General features: G+C 76.0%; 18 protein-coding genes and 1 riboswitch. Of the genes, 5 read left to right on the forward strand and 13 right to left on the reverse strand.

From position 1 onward, the window contains the following. Positions 1-62: 62 nt before the first annotated feature. Together ACRYM2_RS15300 and ACRYM2_RS15305 are read right to left on the reverse strand one after the other, a co-directional pair. The gene (locus ACRYM2_RS15300) at positions 63-1061 is read right to left on the reverse strand and encodes an aldo/keto reductase (RefSeq protein WP_432523266.1); all 999 of its coding nucleotides are present in this window, start codon (positions 1059-1061) and stop codon (positions 63-65) included. Positions 1062-1129: 68 nt separating this feature from the next. Beyond that, the gene (locus ACRYM2_RS15305; protein WP_432523267.1) at positions 1130-1549 is read right to left on the reverse strand and encodes a MerR family transcriptional regulator; all 420 of its coding nucleotides are present in this window, start codon (positions 1547-1549) and stop codon (positions 1130-1132) included. A gap of 99 nt (positions 1550-1648) precedes the next feature. On the opposite strand from ACRYM2_RS15305, the gene ACRYM2_RS15310 reads away from it, so the two are divergent. Both ACRYM2_RS15310 and ACRYM2_RS15315 read left to right on the forward strand, forming a co-directional pair. Then, a complete protein-coding gene (locus tag ACRYM2_RS15310) occupies positions 1649-2269 on the forward strand; it encodes a DedA family protein (RefSeq protein ID WP_432523268.1) in 621 nt (206 codons plus the stop codon). Then, positions 2266-3093 carry a methyltransferase domain-containing protein gene (locus tag ACRYM2_RS15315; protein ID WP_432523269.1) on the forward strand — a complete coding sequence of 276 codons (828 nt, stop codon included), beginning with the start codon at positions 2266-2268 and terminating at the stop codon, positions 3091-3093. Before ACRYM2_RS15310 ends, ACRYM2_RS15315 begins: the two co-directional genes overlap by 4 nt. Here ACRYM2_RS15315 and ACRYM2_RS15320 read toward each other — a convergent pair. After that, the gene (locus ACRYM2_RS15320; protein WP_432523270.1) at positions 3024-4016 is read right to left on the reverse strand and encodes a LysR family transcriptional regulator; all 993 of its coding nucleotides are present in this window, start codon (positions 4014-4016) and stop codon (positions 3024-3026) included. The genes ACRYM2_RS15315 and ACRYM2_RS15320 overlap by 70 nt on opposite strands. A gap of 88 nt (positions 4017-4104) precedes the next feature. Here ACRYM2_RS15320 and ACRYM2_RS15325 point away from each other — a divergent pair, with 88 nt between their 5' ends. Further along, the gene (locus ACRYM2_RS15325) at positions 4105-4965 is read left to right on the forward strand and encodes an aldo/keto reductase (protein WP_432523271.1); all 861 of its coding nucleotides are present in this window, start codon (positions 4105-4107) and stop codon (positions 4963-4965) included. 2 nt (positions 4966-4967) lie between these two features. After that, the gene (locus tag ACRYM2_RS15330) at positions 4968-5900 is read left to right on the forward strand and encodes an aldo/keto reductase (RefSeq protein WP_432523296.1); all 933 of its coding nucleotides are present in this window, start codon (positions 4968-4970) and stop codon (positions 5898-5900) included. Between the two features lie 44 nt (positions 5901-5944). On the opposite strand, the gene ACRYM2_RS15335 is transcribed toward ACRYM2_RS15330, so the two are convergent. The 10 genes from ACRYM2_RS15335 to ACRYM2_RS15380 form a co-directional block, all read right to left on the reverse strand. Beyond that, the gene (locus tag ACRYM2_RS15335; protein ID WP_432523272.1) at positions 5945-6421 is read right to left on the reverse strand and encodes an NUDIX hydrolase; all 477 of its coding nucleotides are present in this window, start codon (positions 6419-6421) and stop codon (positions 5945-5947) included. 40 nt (positions 6422-6461) lie between these two features. Then, complete coding sequence (locus ACRYM2_RS15340) at positions 6462-7229, reverse strand: ABC transporter permease (RefSeq protein WP_432523273.1); 768 nt, start codon at positions 7227-7229, stop codon at positions 6462-6464. Next, positions 7226-8296 carry an aliphatic sulfonate ABC transporter substrate-binding protein gene (locus tag ACRYM2_RS15345; protein WP_432523274.1) on the reverse strand — a complete coding sequence of 357 codons (1071 nt, stop codon included), beginning with the start codon at positions 8294-8296 and terminating at the stop codon, positions 7226-7228. Before ACRYM2_RS15345 ends, ACRYM2_RS15340 begins: the two co-directional genes overlap by 4 nt. A 56-nt stretch (positions 8297-8352) precedes the next feature. Further along, positions 8353-9159 carry an ABC transporter ATP-binding protein gene (locus tag ACRYM2_RS15350; protein WP_432523275.1) on the reverse strand — a complete coding sequence of 269 codons (807 nt, stop codon included), beginning with the start codon at positions 9157-9159 and terminating at the stop codon, positions 8353-8355. Then, positions 9153-9259: riboswitch (SAM riboswitch) on the reverse strand. (Overlaps the previous gene by 7 nt.) Positions 9260-9327: 68 nt before the next feature. Next, positions 9328-10218, reverse strand: coding sequence for an MBL fold metallo-hydrolase (locus ACRYM2_RS15355; RefSeq protein ID WP_432523276.1), 891 nt, complete (start codon positions 10216-10218; stop codon positions 9328-9330). Continuing rightward, entirely contained in the window at positions 10215-12341 is a 2127-nt protein-coding gene (locus tag ACRYM2_RS15360; protein WP_432523277.1) for an alkaline phosphatase family protein, read from the reverse strand. Before ACRYM2_RS15360 ends, ACRYM2_RS15355 begins: the two co-directional genes overlap by 4 nt. A 5-nt stretch (positions 12342-12346) precedes the next feature. Then, positions 12347-13279, reverse strand: a complete 933-nt coding sequence (gene era / locus ACRYM2_RS15365) for a GTPase Era (protein WP_432523278.1) — start codon at positions 13277-13279, stop codon at positions 12347-12349. Next, the gene (locus tag ACRYM2_RS15370; protein ID WP_432523279.1) at positions 13272-14627 is read right to left on the reverse strand and encodes a hemolysin family protein; all 1356 of its coding nucleotides are present in this window, start codon (positions 14625-14627) and stop codon (positions 13272-13274) included. The genes era and ACRYM2_RS15370 overlap by 8 nt, the downstream gene beginning before the upstream one ends. A 1-nt stretch (position 14628) precedes the next feature. Then, on the reverse strand, positions 14629-15150 hold the full coding sequence (gene ybeY / locus ACRYM2_RS15375; RefSeq protein ID WP_432523280.1) for an rRNA maturation RNase YbeY: 522 nt from the start codon (positions 15148-15150) through the stop codon (positions 14629-14631). 16 nt (positions 15151-15166) lie between these two features. Next, the gene (locus ACRYM2_RS15380) at positions 15167-16237 is read right to left on the reverse strand and encodes a PhoH family protein (protein ID WP_432523281.1); all 1071 of its coding nucleotides are present in this window, start codon (positions 16235-16237) and stop codon (positions 15167-15169) included. Between the two features lie 135 nt (positions 16238-16372). Here ACRYM2_RS15380 and ACRYM2_RS15385 point away from each other — a divergent pair, with 135 nt between their 5' ends. Beyond that, the gene (locus tag ACRYM2_RS15385; RefSeq protein WP_432523282.1) at positions 16373-17266 is read left to right on the forward strand and encodes an aminotransferase class IV; all 894 of its coding nucleotides are present in this window, start codon (positions 16373-16375) and stop codon (positions 17264-17266) included. Position 17267: the final 1 nt, after the last annotated feature.

The raw sequence follows: 17267 nt of genomic DNA on the forward strand, positions 1-17267 counted from the left end.
ATCCTCCTCCAGGCGCCCAGCGCCTGGAGGAGGATCACCGCGGAGCGGGGGCGGTGGAGCGCTCAGCGGCGGACGGTGCTCATGTCCGGGTAGCGGTCCCCGGCGCCGGCGCCCACCGGCAGGACGCGCTCGAGGTGGGCCAGGTCCTCCGCGCTCAGCTCCACCTGCACGGCGGCCGCGTTCTCGGCCAGGTAGCGGCGCCGCTTGGTGCCCGGGATGGGCACCACGTCCGGCCCCTGGGCCAGCAGCCACGCCAGCGCGACCTGGCCGGCGGGAACGCCCTTGGCGGCCGCGAGCGCGCGCACCTCGTCGACCAGCTGCAGGTTGCGGGCGAAGGCCTCGCCCTGGAAGCGCGGGTTGGCGCGGCGGAAGTCGTCCTCGGCGAGGTCGTCGACGCTGCGGATCGCACCGGACAGGAAGCCCCGGCCCAGCGGGGAGTAGGCGACGAAGCCGATGCCCAGCTCGCGCACGGTCGCCAGGACGCCGTCGGTCTCCACCTCGCGCGTCCACAGCGACCACTCCGTCTGCAGCGCCGTCACCGGGTGGGTGGCGTGGGCGCGGCGGATCGTCTCGGGAGCGGCCTCGCTGATGCCCAGGTGGCGCACCTTGCCGGCCTGCACGAGCTCGGCCATCGCGCCCCAGGTCTCCTCGACCGGCACGGTGGTGTCCACCCGGTGCTGGTAGTAGAGGTCGATGACGTCGACGCCCAGGCGCTGCAGGCTCGCCTCGCACGCGGCGCGCACGTACTCGGGGCGGCCGTTGACGCGGCGGGTGCCGTCGGCGCGGCGCTCGTTGCCGAACTTGGTGGCGAGCACGACCTCGTCGCGGCGTCCGGCGATCGCCCGCCCGACGAGCTGCTCGTTGGTGAAGGGGCCGTACATGTCGGCGGTGTCGAGCAGGGTGATCCCGGCGTCGAGGGCCGCGCCGATGGTGGCCAGCGACTCCTGCTCGTCACCGGGGCCGTAGAACTCGCTCATGCCCATGCAGCCCAGCCCCTGGGCGGAGACGTCGAGCGCGGTGCCGTTCGCGGCGCTGCCGAGGGTGCGGTGCGGGTAGCTCATGGCCCCAGCCTCCGACTTCGAGCGCGCTCGAAGTCAACCCGGCCCCGCGGGTGGGCCGGCACGGGCGGTCAGCGGGCGCCGACGGTCCCCTCGTACAGCTCGATCTTGGCGGTGATGGCGCCCAGGTGGCCGCTCACCTCGGCGAGCTCGGCCAGGACGCGCTCGCGGTGGGCGCGCAGCAGCGCCAGGCGCTGCTGCTCGTTGCCCGCTCCCGCCCGGCACAGCCGGGCGTACTCGCGCACGTCGCGGACCGGCATCCCCGTGGCCCGCAGCCGCTGGACCATCGCGATCCAGCGCAGGTCCTGCTCGTCGTAGCGGCGGCGGCCGGCGGCGGTGCGCGCGGGCGCCCCGACGAGCAGCCCCTCGGTCTCGTAGTAGCGCAGCGCGTGCGTGCTCAGCCCCAGCCGGTCGGCGGCCTCGGCGATCGACAGGGAGGGGATCCCCGCGCTCGTGCCCGCGCTCGTGCCCGTGTGCGTGTCGGTGCTCACCCGCGCAGTGTGGCCCGGCGGCCGTCCAGCGCGCCGGAGCGGGGTGCCCCGGGCACGCTGGGGCGGTCGCCGCCCGCCGCCCCGAGGACCGAGGACCCCATGAGCTCCCTGCTGGACCCCACCCACCTGCTGTCGACGTTCGGCGCCGTGGGCGTCTTCGTGGTCCTGTTCGCCGAGACGGGCCTGCTCGTCGGCTTCTTCCTGCCCGGCGACTCGCTGCTGTTCACGGCGGGGCTACTGACGGCCACCAGCGGCAGCACCCACCTCGACCTGGCGCCGGTGCTGGTGGCGGCCGCTGCGGGAGCGCTGGCGGGGGCGCAGACCGGCTACCTCATCGGCCGCGCGGCCGGCCCCCGGGTGCTGGAGCGGCCGGGCCACCCCCGCCGGGCGGCGGGCCTGCGGCGCTCGCGGGAGCTGCTCGAGCGCTACGGCCACGGCCGCGCGATCGTGCTGGCGCGCTTCATCCCGGTCGTGCGCACCCTGCTGAACCCGCTGGCCGGCGCGGTGGGCGTGCCCGCTCGGCGCTTCGCGCTGTGGCAGGTGGCCGGCGGGCTGGTCTGGTCGCTCGGAGCGGTGCTGGCCGGTCACCTGCTCGGGCAGCGCATCCCCGGCATCGACGCCTACCTGCTGCCGATCGTCGCCGGGGTCGTGCTCGTGTCGCTGGTGCCCGTGGCCCTGGAGCTGCTGCGCGCCCGCCGCGCCCCCGGCGGCCGGTCGTGACGCGCAGCCCCGGCGGCGGCCGGCGCGGCGAGGGACCCGGCGCGGGCACGCCGCGCTGGGACCCGGAGCAGTACGCCCGCTTCTCCGCTCCCCGCAGCCGCCCCTTCGGCGACCTCCTCGCCCGGGTCGGCGCGCAGGCACCCCGCCTCGTCCTCGACGTCGGCTGCGGTTCCGGCGAGCTGACCCGCTCGCTGGCGCTGCGCTGGCCCGGCGCGCGGGTGCGCGGCCTCGACGCCTCCCCGGAGATGGTGGCGGCCGCGACGGCCGGCGCCGACGCCGGTGCCGGCGTGGAGTTCTCCCTCGGGCGCGCGGAGGACGTCGACGCGAGCGGCGTCGACGTCGTCGTCAGCAACGCCGTCCTGCAGTGGGTCCCCGGGCACCTTGACCTGCTGCGGCGCTGGGCGGCGCAGCTGCCACCGGGCGGCTGGCTGGCCTTCCAGGTGCCGAGCAACTTCGAGGCCCCCTCCCACCGGCTCATGCGCGAGCTGGCCTCCTCCCCGCCGTGGCGGCACCGCCTGGCCGGGGTCCTGCGCGGGGCGGAGTCCGTCGCCGCGCCGGGCGAGTACCTGGACCTGCTGCGCGGTGCGGGGCTGGAGGCGGACGTCTGGCAGACCGAGTACCAGCACGTCCTGACCGGCCCGGACCCGGTGCTGGAGTGGGTGCGGGGCACCGCGCTGCGCCCGGTGCTGCGAGCGCTGGACGCGCCGGCCGCCGCCGAGTTCGAGCGCGAGTACGGCGCGCTGCTGCGCGAGGCCTACCCCGCCCGCCCCTGGGGCACGCCGCTGCCGTTCCTGCGCACGTTCGCGGTCTCGCGCAGGCCCTGATCGCGCAGGCCCTGATCGCGCAGGCCCTGATCGCGCGCGCCGGCCTCCGCGGGCGTGCGCAGCAGCTCCAGCAGGTGCGGGGCGGGGGAACCGGCGCGCTCGCGGGCACCGGTGACCACGGAGACCACCCAGGCCGGTGCGTCCGCGGGCATGGCCACGACGCCCAGGCCCGCGGCCTGCGGCTTGGCGGCGACGTGGCGGGGCACGATCGCCGCGCCCAGCCCGCGGCCGACCAGGTCGAGCAGGGTGTGCACGTCGCCGACGGTGAACCGCACCCGGCGGTGGACGCCGCGCGCGGCGCAGGCGCCGTCGCCCAGCGTGCGGACCGCCCACGAGGGGTGCAGGTCGATGAACGCGGCGTCGGCGAGGTCGGCCCAGGCCACCTCGGCGCGGGCGGCCAGCGCCGAGGCCGGCGGGGCGAGCAGCACGAGGGGCTCGCGCCCCAGCTCGGTGGCCGTCACGGCGCCCAGGTGCTCGGTGGTGGCGACGAGGGCGACGTCGAGCTCGCCGTCGCGCACCTGCGTGAGCAGGTCGTGCGAGCCGGCCTGCGCGAAGGAGATCTCGACCTGCGGGAAGCGGCGGTGGAAGCGCTCCAGCAGGGCGGAGACGTCGACCAGCCCCAGGCACTGCTCGGCGCCGACGCGCAGGGTCCCCGACAGCGCGCGGGTGGCCTGGACGACGGCGTCCCGCGCGGCGGTGGCCAGCTCGAGCATCGAGCGGGCGTGCGGCAGCAGCGCCAGCCCGGCGTCGGTCGGCTCCACCCGCCGCGAGGTGCGCCGGAACAGGGTGGTGCCCAGCTCGTCCTCCAGGGTGCGGATCGCCGCCGACAACCCCGACTGCGAGACCCCGGTGAGGGCGGCGGCGCGGGTGAACTGCCGCTCGTCGGCGAGGGCGACGAGGTACTCCATCTGGCGCAGGTCCACCTGCGCACCGTATCCAGAAGCGCAGCTGCTGGATCGCAGAAGGAACGATCGTTGGACTCCTGGATGCGGCGTTCGTAGGGTCGCCGCCATGGAGCAACGAAGCCTCGGAACCCGCACGGTCTCCGCGATCGGCCTCGGCGGCATGCCGATGTCGATCGAGGGCCGCCCCGACCGCGAGCGCAGCCTCGCCACGATCCACGCCGCGCTGGACGCGGGGATCACGCTCGTCGACACCGCCGACGCCTACCACCGCGACGCCGGCGAGGTCGGCCACAACGAGGAGCTCATCGCCGAGGCCCTGCGCGGCTGGGGCGGCGACTCCTCCCAGGTCGTCGTCGCCACCAAGGGCGGCAGCCTGCGCCCCGGCGACGGGACGTGGTACCAGGACGGCCGCCCCGAGCACCTGAAGGAGGCCGCGAAGGCCTCGGCGAAGCGGCTGGGCGTGGAGGCCATCGGCCTGTACCAGTTCCACCGCCCCGACCCCAACGTCCCCTACGCGGAGTCCGTGGGGGCGATCGCCGAACTGCTGGACGAGGGCGTCATCCAGATGGCCGGGATCTCCAACGCCGACGTCGCGCAGATCGACGAGGCCAACGAGGTCCTCGGCGGCCGGCTGGTCTCCGTGCAGAACCAGTTCTCCCCCGCCTTCCGCTCCAGCCTCGGCGAGCTGGAGCACTGCGCGCGGCTCGGCATCGCGTTCCTGCCGTGGAGCCCGCTGGGCGGCATCAAGGGCGCCGGCGGGCTCGGCGAGGAGCACACCGCGTTCCAGCAGATCGCCGACGCCCGCGGCGTGAGTCCCCAGCAGGTCGCGCTGGCGTGGGAACTGGCCCTCGCGCCGGTGGTCATCCCCATCCCCGGCTCCTCGCGCCCGCAGAGCATCACCGACTCCGCCCGCGCCGCCGAGCTGACGCTCAGCGCGGACGAGGTCGCGAAGCTGTCGGAGGCGTGAGCGTGCGCACCGTCCCCCTGGGCACCACCGGCCTGCAGGTGCCGAACGTCGTCCTCGGCCTCATGCGCATCGTCGACATGTCCGACGAGGAGGTCCGCACCCTGTGGACCACCGCCCGCGAGGCCGGCATCACCTTCGTCGACCACGCCGACGTCTACGGCCAGGGCCTGCACCGCTGCGAGCGGCGCTGGGCCGAGGCGGTGCCGCTGAGCCCCTCCGAGCGCGACGCGGTCACGATCCAGACCAAGTGCGGCATCGTGCCCGACGGTCCGTACTTCGACTTCTCCTACGAGCACGTCGTGGCGTCGGTGAACGCCTCGCTGGAGGCGCTGCGCACCGACCGCATCGACGTCCTGCTGCTGCACCGCCCCGACGCCCTCGTCGAACCCGACGAGGTGGCGCGCGCCTTCGACGAGCTGCACGAGGCCGGCAAGGTCCGCGCCTTCGGGGTCTCCAACCACACCCCCGGCCAGATCGAGCTGCTCAAGCGCTCGGTGCGCCAGCCGCTGGTGGCCAACCAGCTGCAGCTGTCGATCACCCACGCCCCGCTGGTGGCGCAGGGGGTGGCCGCGAACATGCAGGGCCTGGAGCAGTCGGTCTCCCGCGACGCCGGCCTGCTGGACTACTGCCGCCTCAACGACATCACCGTGCAGGCGTGGTCGCCGTTCCAGGCCGGGTTCTTCGACGGGGTGTTCCTCGACGACCCGCGCTACCCGGAGCTCAACGCCGTCCTGGACCGGCTGGCCGGGCAGTACGACGTGCCGAAGCTGGCGGTCGCCACCGCGTGGATCACCCGCCACCCGGCGAACATGCAGGTCGTGCTGGGCACCACGAACCCCGGGCGGGTCGCCGCCGCGGCGCAGGGCTCAGACCTGCCGCTGACGCGCGCGGAGTGGTACGAGCTGTTCCGCGCCGCGGGGTACACCGTCCCCTGACCCCCTCCCCCGGTCCCGCGCCCGGGGGCCCGGGGGCCCGGGGGTCAGCCGTCGCCGGCCAGCTGCTCGAGCAACCGCTCCAGCGCGGGCACCTGGCCGGCGACGAGCTTGACGCGCGCCTGCTCGGGCGCGAACCACGCCGCCCGGTCGATCTCCGGGAACTCCTGCAACCGGCCCGAGCGCGGCGGCCACTCCAGCGCGAAGGTGCCGCCGCGCACCGCGGTGACGTCCAGGTCCCCCTCGGCGGCCCAGACGGTGACGACCTTCCCGCCGGACTGGCGGAACTCCCCCAGCGGCGTGAGCTCCGCGACCGGCACCGGGTGGCCCAGCTCCTCGGCGAACTCGCGCAGCGCGGTGGCGAGCAGGTCCTCGCCCTCCTCGGGCTCCCCCTTGGGGATCGACCAGGCGCGCTCGTCCCTGCGGGCCCAGAACGGCCCGCCCATGTGCCCGAGCAGCACCTCGCGGCCGCCGCCGGCGCCGCGCCGGTGCAGCAGGACGCCCGCGCTGCGCCGCACCACCACGACGGCAGTCTGCCGCAACCGCACCGGCCCCGCGGCCGCCTCACGCCCGGCGGGCCGCCACCCGCCGCTCGACGAGGCCGAGGACGACGTCGGACAGCTTGCCGAGCAGGGCCAGCAGGACGATGGCCAGCAGGACCTCGTCGGTGCGCCCGGTGTTCTGCCCGTTCGTCATCTGGTACCCCAGCCCGATCGCGCTGGAGATGAGTTCCGCCGCGACGAGGAACAGCCAGCTCTGCGCCAGCCCCAGGCGCAGGCCGGACAGCAGCGAGGGCGCCGTCGCGGGCAGCAGCACCTCGCCGAACAACCGGACGCCGCGCCGGCCGTAGGCGCGGCCGACCTCCAGCAGCGCCGGGTCGACGTGCGCGAGCGCGCTCGAGACCGTCGTGTAGACGGGGAAGAACGCCCCGATCGCGACGAGCACGATCTTCGGCGTCTCGCCGATCCCGATCCACAACCCCAGCAGCGGCACCCACGCCAGCGAGGGGACGGAGCGCAGCGCACCCAGCGTGGGCGAGAGCAGGTCGTCCACCCAGCGCGACAACCCGGTGAGACCACCGAGCACGATGCCCGCGACCGCTCCGCAGGCGAACCCGACGAGCACCCGCTGCACGCTGATGGCGATGTTGTGCTGCAGCGTCCCGGTGCCCCACAACCGCCGGGCCGCCGCCAGCACGTCCGGCGGCGGGGGCAGCTGGTTGGCGCTGAAGAGCCCGAGCGTCGACGACAGCTGCCAGGCCACCAGGAGCAGGACCGGCAGCACGAGACCCAGCAGCCAGCGCCCGGCCGGCCGGCTGCGCCCACCCGTCACGACGCGGTGCTCGACGCGGTGCTCGACGCGCCGGCCGACGCGCTCGCCTGCTCGGCGAACCGCGGCTCCAGCAGGCCCTCGAGCGCGCTCGAGGCGGCGTCCTCGGAGGGGACCGCCGCGGCGGCGGCCATGAGCGGGACGATCCCGGTGAGGACCGTGCGCTGCGCCTCGCCCGGCACCGGGTCGATGTCGAGCCCGGTGCGCTCCAGGACGCGGGCGGCGACCTCGGGCGTCAGCTGCGCCTGCTCGGCGTACAGGGCCGCGAACTCCTCCGCGTTGCCGATCGCCCAGGCGCGCGCCTGCTCGTAGGCGTCGACGACCTGCTGCACGAGGTCCGGCGACTCCTCGACGAACTGCTCGCGGGCGTTGAGCACGCCGTAGGTGTTGAAGTCCACGTTGCGGTACAGCAGCTTCGAGCCGGCCTGCAGCTCGCTGGTGGCCATGTTCGGGTCCAGCCCGGCCCAGGCGTCGACGTCACCGCGCTCCAGCGCGGCGCGCCCGTCGGCGTGCTGGAGGTTGGTGATCTCCACGTCCGTCGGGGCGAGACCGGCGACCTCGAGGGCCTGCAGCAGGAAGAAGTACGGGTCCGTGCCGGTCGTGGCGGCGATCCGCTTGCCGCGCAACGCGGCCACGTCGGCGACGGCGGAACCCTGCGCGACCACGAGGGCCGTCCACTCCGGCTGCGAGTAGACGTCCACCGTCTTCACCGCCAGGCCGTTGGCGCGGGCCTGCAGCACCGCGGAACCGGCCGTGCTGGCCAGGTCCAGGTTGTCGTTGCGCAGGAACTCGTTCGCCTTGTTGGACCCCGCGCTCTGCTCCCACTGCACGCTCAGGCCCGCGTCCTCCAGGATCTTCCGCTGGCGCACCACCAGGCTCAGCGGGTTGTAGAAGGCGTAGTCCAGGCGCACCCGGTCGCCGCCGGAGGCGCCGGAGGAGGACCCGCCGCTCGCGACGGCGCTGCCGCCGGCGGACTCGCCCTGCACGCACCCGGCGGCGGTCAGGGCGAAACCCCCGGCGAACAGGCCGAGCAGGCTGCGGCGGGCGAGGACGGTCGACGGTGCGGACATGGTTCTCCTCGGGAGCGGGGTGGAGCGGGGGGTGGAGCGGGAGGGAGGGCGGGGCCTCAGGAGGGCGTGCGGGTGGTGCGGGGGACGCCGAGCAGTTCCAGCAGCTCGACGCGCAGCGCGGCGAGCTGGGCGTCGGCGCGGTCGCGCGGTCGCGGTGCGTCCACCCGCAGGTCGCGCACGACCTGCGCGCCCCGGTCGCCGTCGGCGGCCAGGACGAGCACCCGGTCGGCCAGGTGCAGGGCCTCGTCGACGTCGTGGGTGACCAGCAGCACCGTGGTGCCGGAGTCGCGCTGGACGCCGTCGAGCAGGTCCTGCATGCGCAGCCGCGTCAGCGCGTCCAGCGCGGCGAACGGCTCGTCGAGCAGCAGGACGCCGGGGCGGCGCACCAGGGCGCGGGCCAGCGCGGCCCGCTGGGCCATGCCGCCGGAGACGCGGCGCGGGCGGTGCCCGGCGAAGTCGGCCAGCCCCACGGTCTCCAGGCGGTGCAGGACGGCGTCGCGGCCCTGCGCGCGGGGGGTGCCCAGGGGCAGCCCCAGCGCGACGTTGCCGGCGAGGTCGCGCCACGGCAGCAACCGGGGTTCCTGGAACACGACGGCGGTGCGCCGGCCGGGCCCGCGCACGGATTCACCCCCCACGGACACCGTTCCGCTCGTGGGCCGGTCCAGTCCCGCGACCAGGCGCAGCAGCGTCGACTTGCCGCTGCCGGAGGCGCCGAGCAGCGCGACCGTGCTGCCGGCGTCGATGCGCAGGTCCAGGTCCTGCAGGACGCGGTGGCCGCCGAAGGTGCGTTCCACCTGGCGGAGTTCGACGTCGAGCGCGTCGACGAGTTCTGCGGACGGTGCGGCCGGCAACTGCTCCTCCATCGGTCCTGGCGTGAGCACCACGGACGGGTTCCGGCCAGGGAACCCGAAGAGGTTGCTGCGGCGTCGTCGAGCCAGGTCTCTCGGCCGCTCTTGATGGTCGGCACATCAAATGCTCAACCGGCCGCCGCTGTCAAACCGGCGTCCCCCGGACGGGGGCGGGACCGGCGGTCAGCGGCCCGGTGCGGCGACCGGCTCGCCCGCGTCGTCGAGCTCCAGCACCCCGCCGACGGGCAGCTGCACCGCTCCCCCGACGCCCAGCCGGCGCGCCTCGGCGACGAAGCGGCGCCCGGGTTCGACGAACCGGTCGCCCATCGTGCGGCTCAGCGCCACCGGGTGCAGGGTCCCCCAGTGCACCGGGACGCTGACCGCGGGCCGCACCCGGGCGACGAGCGCGGCGGCCTGGCGGGGGTCCAGGTGGTGCGGGCCCAGGGTGTGGCCCCAGCCGCCGACGGGCACGAGCGCGACGTCGGGCGCCCGGCCCGCCACGTCGAGCACCGCCGCCCAGCGGTCGAACTCGCCGGTGTCGCCGACGGCCCACAGCAGCAGGTCCTCCCCGCCGGCGGCCGCCGGGCGGGCGGGGAAGGCGCCCGGGACGCGGACGAGGTGCTGCACGGCGAGCGCGTCGGCCGGGGCGCTCTCGGCCCAGCCCGCGGTGCGGTGCCCGGCGTGGTGGGCGGGCAGCGCGCTGACCTGCACCTGCACCTGCCCCGCGGCGGCGTGCAGCGCCAGCGTCCGGGTCGCGCCCACCGCCACCTCGACCACCCGGCTGCCGCCGCGCAGCCGCCCGGCCAGCCACAGCGCCGAGCGCGGCGGTGCCACCACGAGGTCCGGGCGCGAGCTGCGCAGCGACGGCAGGTCGCAGTGGTCGTGGTGCAGGTGGGAGACGAGGGCCAGGTGCGCCCCGGCCGCGTCGGTCGCCGCCGGGACGGGCGGTCGGCGGCGCAGGTGCGCGAGCCCGCGGCGCAGCACCGGGTCGGTGAGCACGCGCACCTCGCCCGCAGCCGTGGTGACGTCGACGGTGGCGCTGGAGTGGCCCAGCCAGCGCACCCGCGCGCTCACGAGAGCACCTCCCGGCCGCCGCCCGCACCGCTGCCCGCACCGCTGCCCGCACCGCTGCCCGCACCGCCGACCGCACCGCCGACCGCACCGGGCAGCGCACCCGCGGCCTCCGCCCGGGCGCGGCGCAGCCAGCGCTGCAGCTGCTCGTGCACCGCCACGGCCCCCACCAGCGGTGCCTCCCCCGGCACGCTGCGGTCGCGCAGGTCCTCGTCGACCGGCCACTCCGCGGGGTGCACGAGCACCGCCTCCGTCTGCCAGCCGCCGAGCCCGCCGTGCGAGCCGACCTGCTCCTCGAAGGCGTGCACCTCCCCGGTGACCGGGTCGACCGCGGAGTGCACGAAGAGGGCCGGCGCGGTGCGGAAGCGCATCAGCCGCAGCAGCTCCCCGGCGGCGCGGGGGCCGACGCAGGCCAGCGGATCGGCCCCGGTGACCCGGCCGGTGACGAGGTCGTGCTCGCCGTCGGGGCCCAGCGCCAGCACGGTGCCGTCGCGGCGGCCGACGACGAAGCCGATGCCGCGGGTGCCCAGCAGGCCCGGCACCAGCGCCGGCCAGCGCCGGTCGACCGCGTCGAGGTCGAGGCGGCCGCCGGGGGCGTCGGGCACCGACAGCAGCGCGGTGCAGCCGGCGGTCGAGACGACGACGGCGTCCTCGCCGGGCACCGGCTCGTCCTCGGGCTCGTGCCCGGAGCTGGCGCGCTCGGCCTTGGTGTGCGTGCCGAACTCGCGCACGAGGACGTCCACGCGCCCGCGCACCTCGCTGCCGGCGGCCGTCGTCACCGTCGGGGTGCCCGGGCTCTGCACCTGCAGCAGGTCGGCGACGAGGTCGCGCAGGTGCCGGCCGCACACCTGCTCGAACGTGGCGCCCTGCGCCTGCCCGTGGTCGGAGACGAGCACGACGCGGTAGTCGCGCGGGGAGACCGCTGCCACGTCGGCCAGGGTCTGCAGGACGCGGTCGATGCCGGCGAGGGCGTCCAGGGACTCCGGGCGCGCCACCCCGGCGTGGTGGGCGACCTCGTCGTAGTCGAGGAAGTCCACGAACACCACCTCCCGCCCCGCCGAGAGCTCCTCGGCCACCAGGGCGACGTTGAGGTCGCGCAGCAGGGCGTTGGTCACCGCGCGCAGCAGCACGTACCAGCCGCGCCGCGGGATGCGCGGCTCCACCCGCCGCACCCGCTGGTGCCAGCCCTGGTACAGCTCCTTGACGATCTCGCCCAGGGTCAGCAGCAGGCTGCGCAGCAGCACGAACGGGCGGGCCACGTAGCGCAGGTACGGGCGCCCGGAGCCGCCCGCGCGGGAGGTCGAGACGACGAGGTGGGCGTGCCCGGCCTCCCCGGAGAAGACGTTGCCGATGCTCGCGCCGTCGCGCGCCAGCAGGCCGCTGCGGCCGGCGGCGTGCGCGGCGGCGCGCACGCGGGTCTCGATGACGGCGGCGTCGGCGGGCCGGTTGGAGACCAGCACCCGGCGCAGCTCCGGGTCCCACCAGCGGAAGGCGGGGACGTCCTCGGTGCTGCCGTGCAGGAACCCCGCCTGGCTGGCGGGGGTCGTCGACGGCAGCTGCGCGCGCCAGCCCTCGGCCTGGTGGGTGCCCTCCCGCAGCCAGCGGGCGATCGTGGTGAGGGTGCCCGAGTGCAGGCCGAACTGCAGCAGCGGCATCGACAGCCCGTCGATCTGCACCACGAGCAGCCCGGGCGGGCCGCCGGCCGGGTGCGTGCGCCGGTGCAGCAGCTCGCGCACCACCCAGCGGCTGTCGTTGGAGCCGACGAGCCAGCGGGCCACGACGCCCACCAGCCCGGTCCACAGGTACACCTGCCACAGCGCATTCAGCGAGCTCAGGTCCAGCCCCGGCACCGCCGTCAGCGCGGTGTGCAGCAGCAGCAGCTGCACCGCCACGCCCAGCAGGACCGTCACCAGCGGGCCGAGCACCGCCACCAGCGGGCCCAGCAGCGGCCGGAGCACGAGGTCGCCCACGGCGAGCACGGCCGCGGACGCCAGCAGCCAGAACGGCGAGTCCACCCGCACCCCGGTGACGAGGTGGGCGCTGATCCACAGCGCGGCCGCCGTCGGCACCAGCGACCACAGCAGGTCGCGCAGGTCGCGCGCCGTGAGGGCGAACCAGCTGCGCACCGCCGTCAGAACCCCAGGCGCTGCAGCTGCTTCGGGTCGCGCTGCCAGTCCTTGGCCACCTTCACCCGCAGGTCCAGGTGCACGCGGGTGCCCAGCAGCGCCTCGATCGAGCGCCGGGCCCGGGTGCCCACGTCCTTCAGGCGCGAGCCGCCCTTGCCGATGACGATGCCCTTCTGCGACTCCCGCTCCACGTAGAGCCACACGAACACCTGCAGGACGCCGTTCTCGCCCTCGGTCATCTCCTCGACGACCACGGCCAGCGAGTGCGGCAGCTCGTCGCGCACGCCCTCCAGCGCGGCCTCGCGCACCAGCTCGGCGACCATGACGGTCTCCGGCTCGTCGGTCAGCTCGCCGTCGGGGTACAGCCGCGGCCCCTCGGGCAGGTGCGAGAGCAGCACGTCGGCGACGACGTCGACCTGCTCGCCGGTCACGGCCGAGGCGGGGACGACGTCGGCGAACCCGCCGAGCAGCTCCTCGCCGAGCGCGCTGACCGCGAGCAGCTGCTCGGCCACCTGCTGCCTGGACGCCTTGTCGGTCTTGGTGACGAGGGCGACCTTCGTCGAGCGGGGGACGGCCGCCAGCGCCTGCGCGATGAAGCGGTCGCCGGGGCCGATCCTCTCGTCGGCGGGGATGCACAGCGCCACGACGTCGACCTCGGCGAGGGTCTCGTGGACGAGGTCGTTGAGCCGCTGGCCCAGCAGGGTGCGCGGGCGGTGCAGGCCGGGGGTGTCCACGAGCACCAGCTGGGCGTCGGGGCGGTGCACGATGCCGCGCACGGTGTGCCGGGTGGTCTGCGGCCGCGAGCTGGTGATGGCGACCTTCTGCCCGACCAGGGCGTTGGTCAGCGTGGACTTGCCGGCGTTGGGCCGCCCGACCATGCAGGCGAAGCCGGAGCGGTGCGCGGGCCGCGGGGGCCCGTCCGTGGGCGGTTCAGTCATGGCGGGGGCCTCCGGCGCGGTCGTCGACGAGTTCGGGTTCGGGCAGCTGCGCGTCGTCGGCGTCGGGCGCGTCGCGGCCGTCCTCGGCCAGGCGGTGCACGAGGAGGGTCTGGACCTGGTTGCGGCGGCCACCGCGGCGGTCGGCCTCCAGCCGCAGGCCGTGCACCTCGGCGACGGCACCCGGCACGAGGACCTCCCCCAGCGCCTTGGCCAGCAGCCCGCCGACGGTGTCGACCTCCTCGTCGTCGATCTCGAAGCCGAACAGCTCGCCGAGGTCGTCGACACCCAGGCGCGTGGGGACCCGGAAGCCGCCGTCCTCCAGGTGCTCGACCTCGGGGGCGGCGCGGTCGTGCTCGTCGGCGATCTCGCCGACGATCTCCTCGATGGCGTCCTCGATGGTCACCAGGCCGGCGGTGCCGCCGTACTCGTCGACGACGATCGCCACGTGCGTGGTGTCGCGCTGCATCCGCCGCAGCAGGTCGTCCACGGGCAGGCTGTCGGGCACGAAGACGGCGGGACGGGCCACGTGCTCGACGACCTCGTCGCGGGCGGCGACCGGGTCGGCGTGGAAGCGGCGGGCGATGTCCTTGAGGTAGACGATGCCGAGGACCTCGTCGGCGTCCTCGCCCACGACGGGGACCCGCGAGAAGCCCGAGCGCAGCAGCAGCGCCTCGACCTCGTGCAGACCGGTGCCCCGGCGGACGGAGACGACGTCGGTGCGCGGCACCATCACCTCGCGCACCATCGTGTCGCCGAGCTCGAAGACCGAGTGGATCATCCGCTGCTCGCCGGCCTCGATGACCTCCGTCTCCCCGGCCAGCTCCACGATCTCGCGCAGCTCGGCCTCGGAGCCGAACGGGCCGTGGGCCAGCCCGCGCCCGGGGGTGACGGCGTTGCCGACGGCCACCAGCGCGCGCGCCAGCGGGCCCATGAGGGTGGCGACCGGCCCGAGGACGGGCGCGGCCAGCAGGCCGACGGTCTCGGCGTGCAGGCGGCCCAGCGTCCTCGGGCCGACGCCGACGAGGACGAAGTCGAGCGCGGACATGCCCAGGCCGGCCAGCAGCAGCACCAGCCACCAGGAGTCCACCCAGCTGGCGACGACCACGGTCACGCAGACCGCCGCCAGCGTCTCGAAGACCACGCGCAGCAGCGTGCAGACGGTCAGGACGGGCGCGGCCGACTCCAGCACGCGGGTCAGCGCCGCGGCACCGCGGCGGCCGTCGGCCTCCAGGTCGCGGGCGCGGCGGCGCGAGGTGCCGGCGATCGCTGACTCGGCCGCGGCCACCAGGCCGGCGGCGACGACGAGGACGAGCGCCAGCAGCAGCAGCGGGACGGCGGGGGCTCCCACGTCAGTCCGCCGACGGCAGCGCGCGGTGCCCGACGGTGGGCGTCGGGTCGCCCGGGCGGCCGATGCGCGCCAGGAAGCCGAGCACCAGCCGGCGCTGCAGGGTGAACATCTCGCGCTCCTCGTCGGGCTCGGCGTGGTCGTAGCCGAGCAGGTGGAGGATGCCGTGCGTCACCAGCAGCAGCACCTCGTCGGCCGTGGCGTGGCCCGACGCCTTCGCCTGCTCCGCGGCGACCTGCGGGCACACCACGACGTCGCCGAGCAGGCCCGGCTCGGAGGTGTGCCCCTCGCGGCCCGGGCGCAGCTGGTCCATGGGGAAGGACATGACGTCGGTGGCGCCCGGCTCGTCCATCCACTGCACGTGCAGGCGCTCCATCGCGTCGGGGTCGACCATGAGGACCGACAGCTCCGCGAGGGGGTGCACCCGCATCTCGTCCAGCACGTGGCGGGCCAGCGCGGCCACCTCCACCGTGTCGACCCCGCGCCCGGCGGCGAAGGAGCTCTCGTCGACGACGTCGATGCTCACCGCTCCACCCGCCCGCTCACCGGTTGCGGCGCTGCGGGCGCTGGTCGCGCTGCTCGCGCGGCCGGGCGTCCTCCCAGCGGCCGTAGGCGTCGACGATCTCCGAGACGAGGCGGTGGCGCACCACGTCGGTGGAGGTCAGCCGCGAGAAGTGCACGTCCTCGATGCCCTCGAGGATGTCCTGCACGACGCGCAGGCCCGACTCCGTGCCGCTGGGCAGGTCGACCTGGGTGACGTCGCCGGTCACGACGACCTTGGAGCCGAAGCCCAGGCGGGTGAGGAACATCTTCATCTGCTCCGGCGAGGTGTTCTGCGCCTCGTCGAGGATGATGAACGCGTCGTTGAGCGTGCGCCCGCGCATGTACGCCAGCGGCGCGACCTCGATGGTCCCGGCGGTCATCAGCCGCGGGATCGACTCGGGGTCGAGCATGTCGTGCAGCGCGTCGTACAGCGGCCGCAGGTACGGGTCGATCTTGTCGGTGAGGGTGCCCGGCAGGAAGCCCAGGCGCTCGCCGGCCTCGACGGCCGGGCGGGTCAGCACGATGCGGTTGACCTGCTTGGCCTGCAGCGCCTGCACGGCCTTGGCCATCGCCAGGTACGTCTTGCCGGTGCCGGCCGGGCCGATGCCGAAGACGACGGTGTGCTCGTCGATGGCGTCGACGTAGCGCTTCTGGTTGACCGTCTTGGGCCGGATCGTGCGCCCGCGGCTGGAGAGGATGTTGAGCGTCAGCACGTCGGCCGGGCGGTCGTCGCCGGTGCCGGCGGCCTGGGCGCGCAGCATCGCCACGGAGCGCTCGACGGCGTCGGGCGACAGCGGCTGGCCGGCGCGCAGCACGGCGGTCATCTGGTCGACGAGGCGCTCGACGAGGGCGACCTCGCCGACGGAGCCGGTGACGGTGATCTCGTTGCCGCGCACGAGCACGTCGGCGCGCTTGAAGGAGCGCTCCAGCACGCGCAGCAGCTCGTCGCGGGTGCCGAGCAGGGAGACCATGGGCACCTCGGGCGGCACCACGATGACGTGGCGGGCCGTCGCCGCCGGTTCGGGTCCCCCGCTGCCGGGAGTCGTGGGGGTGGGGTCGGTGCTGGCCATGGGCGCCCCGAGGGGCCGTTCGCCTCCGTGCTGAGTTCGGGCGGGACGTGTCGCGCCACGATCGTATCCGCCGACGCCGACACCGGCCCCTCCGTCCGCCGCGAGGGCGACGGCCGCATCGGCCAGACTGCGCCCGTGGGCGAGGGCACGGGCGGGGACGAGGACGGCGGCGTGCGCCCGCGCACCCTGGTGCTCGGCGCGGGCGGCCGCGGCGTGGAGGTGCCCTGGGACGCGCCGGTGGCCGGCGCCGACGACGCGGGGCTGGCGCGCGGCGACGGCTGCTTCGAGACGCTGCTCGCCCACGGCGGCCCCCCGGCGCGCGCGGTGCGCCTGGCCGCGCACCTGGACCGCCTGGAGGGCTCGGCGCGGGCCCTGGAGCTGCCGGCCGGAGCCCCCGCCCGCGCCGACTGGCAGCGCGCCACGGGGACGCTGCTCGCGGGGCTGCCGGCCGGGGCCCAGGCCGTGCTGCGGCTGACGCTGACCCGCGGCAGCGGCGGACCGCCGCTGGCGCTGGCCACCCTGCGCCCGGTGCCCGCGGCCCTGCTCGCGGCCCGCCGGGACGGCGTGCGCGCGGTGGTGCTGGCGCGCGGCACCGCGACGACCCCGCACGCGCCCTGGCTGCTGGGCACCGTCAAGGCGCTGTCGTACGCGGTGCACACCGCGGCGCTGCGCGAGGCGGCGCGGCGCGGCGCCGACGACGCGCTCTTCGCCGACGCCGACGGCTGCCTGCTGGAGGCGCCCACCGCGACGCTGGCCTGGCTGGCGGACGGCCGGCTGCACACCCCGCCCACCGGGGGCACCGGGGTGCTGCCCGGCACCACCTGGGAGGCCGTCGCCGCGGGCGCGGGGCTGCCGAGCGCGCGCACGCGGCTGCCGGCGGACGCGCTGCCCGGCGTGGACGGGGCCTGGCTGCTCTCCAGCGTGCGCGGTGCGGTGGAGGTGCTCGCCGTCGACGGGCGCCCGCTGCGCCGCGCTCCCGGGCTCACCGCACGCCTGCAGGCGCTCGCCCTGGACCTGCCGCCGTCCTGAC

Source organism: Kineococcus aridisoli, assembly GCF_050871885.1.
GTDB lineage: Bacteria > Actinomycetota > Actinomycetes > Actinomycetales > Kineococcaceae > Kineococcus.

Bases quoted from the DNA above. Each gene is read 5' to 3' on its own strand.
- ACRYM2_RS15300 (WP_432523266.1), bottom strand. From the start codon at position 1,061: ATGAGCTACCCGCACCGCACCCTCGGCAGCGCCGCGAACGGCACCGCG.
- ACRYM2_RS15310 (WP_432523268.1), top strand. From the start codon at position 1,649: ATGAGCTCCCTGCTGGACCCCACCCACCTGCTGTCGACGTTCGGCGCC.
- ACRYM2_RS15325 (WP_432523271.1), top strand. From the start codon at position 4,105: ATGGAGCAACGAAGCCTCGGAACCCGCACGGTCTCCGCGATCGGCCTC.
- ACRYM2_RS15345 (WP_432523274.1), bottom strand. From the start codon at position 8,296: ATGTCCGCACCGTCGACCGTCCTCGCCCGCCGCAGCCTGCTCGGCCTG.
- ACRYM2_RS15350 (WP_432523275.1), bottom strand. From the start codon at position 9,159: ATGGAGGAGCAGTTGCCGGCCGCACCGTCCGCAGAACTCGTCGACGCG.
- era (WP_432523278.1), bottom strand. From the start codon at position 13,279: ATGACTGAACCGCCCACGGACGGGCCCCCGCGGCCCGCGCACCGCTCC.
- ACRYM2_RS15380 (WP_432523281.1), bottom strand. From the start codon at position 16,237: ATGGCCAGCACCGACCCCACCCCCACGACTCCCGGCAGCGGGGGACCC.